Genomic DNA, 1,628 nt, shown 5'->3' on the forward strand with positions numbered 1-1,628 from the left:
TCGAGCGTATACAGTTTTTGCAGCGCCCAGCGTCTAAACCCCCACATTTGTCCTTGTATAAAAATATTATGTGCAAGAAGCTGTATTTCTTTTTTATTTAATATAAATGTTCCATTTTCCGTACACTGTTCTAAAATATCCTCAAACATTCCTACCATTTGAAACTCTTTTTCTAATACATATGGGAGAGATTCTTTCGGTAAAAAACGTACTTCTTGATACATAATTAATACTTCTTCTTGTAATTCGTCCATCACTTTAAAGTAATTCGTTATCGCTACCTTTAAACTTTCTATACTCCCTTTTTCTGTACACACTACTTCCTCTAATCGTTCTTTTACATGTTCATATATACTATCACAAACTAAATACAAAACATCATCTTTTGTACGAATGTACTCATAAAGTGTCCCTATACTAAACCCAGCCGCTTTTGCAATCTCTCTCGTTGTTGTACGCGGAAATCCTTTTTGTTTAAACAGTTGCACCGCACCTTTAATCATTTGTTCACGTCTTAACGCAACTAATTTTTCATCTTTCACCGATGCATGTACATTATGTTTAACCATTCCCTTCACCTCTCTCTATTATTTTTTGGAAGGAAAAAGCGTAGGAAAATACCTACGCTTTCGTTCCTACTTCGTTAACATACGAGAAATTACAAGCCTCTGAATCTCTTGTGTTCCTTCATATATTTGTGTAATCTTTGCATCTCGCATATAACGTTCTACTGGATAATCTTTCGTATAACCGTAACCACCAAATACTTGCACCGCTTCAGTCGTCACCTTCATCGCTGTATCCCCTGCAAATACTTTTGACATCGCTGATTCTTTTCCATACGGAAGCCCTTCTGATTCAAGCCAAGCCGCTTGATATGTTAAAAGGCGTGCCGCTTCTACATCTGTTGCCATATCCGCAAGTTTAAAGCCAATCCCTTGCTGCGCCGCAATTGGCTTTCCAAATTGATGGCGCTCCCTTGCATATTCTACAGAAGCATCTAAAGCCCCTTGCGCAATACCAACAGCTTGCGCCGCAATACCGTTACGACCTCCATCTAATGTTTGCATCGCAACTTTAAATCCTTGCCCCTCTTCTCCAAGTAGATTCTCTACAGGAATACGGCAATCTTCAAACATAATTTCAGTCGTTGGTGAAGAGCGAATCCCTAGCTTGCTCTCCTTCTTCCCAACTGAAAATCCTGGTGTATCGCTTTCTACAATAAATGCACTCGTACCGCGCTGCTTCGATTCAGGATCAGTTAGCGCGAAAACAACATAAATATCAGCAATACCGCCATTTGTAATGAAAATTTTTGATCCATTTAAAATATAATGGTCGCCATCTCTCTTTGCGATTGTCTTCATTCCACCAGCATCCGATCCAGATCCTGGCTCCGTTAAACCGTATGCACCAATTTTCTTCCCTTCAGCCATCGGTCGTAAAAACTTTTGCTTTTGTTCTTCCGTCCCAAATTTAAAAATTGGCCATCCCGCAAGTGAAGTATGTGCAGATAGTGTTACACCTGTTGAAGCACAAACTCGAGATAATTCTTCAATAGCAATTACGTACGCTAAGTAATCGCTTCCAATTCCACCGTACTCTTCAGGCCATGGAATACCGGTTAA

The 1,628-nt window shown here is 39.7% G+C and carries 2 protein-coding genes; both read right to left on the reverse strand.

Annotated elements, in window-relative coordinates; genetic code table 11:
* Nucleotides 1–569: TetR/AcrR family transcriptional regulator (locus tag MR170_RS30515; RefSeq protein ID WP_242310622.1), on the reverse strand; the 569-nt coding region annotated here is incomplete at its 3' end.
* A gap of 66 nt (nucleotides 570–635) precedes the next feature.
* The coding region (acdA, locus tag MR170_RS30520; RefSeq protein ID WP_242310624.1) for an acyl-CoA dehydrogenase AcdA at nucleotides 636–1,628 on the reverse strand (993 nt) is incomplete at its 5' end.

This window comes from Bacillus cereus group sp. BfR-BA-01524, from assembly GCF_022662595.1.
GTDB lineage: Bacteria > Bacillota > Bacilli > Bacillales > Bacillaceae_G > Bacillus_A > Bacillus_A thuringiensis_S.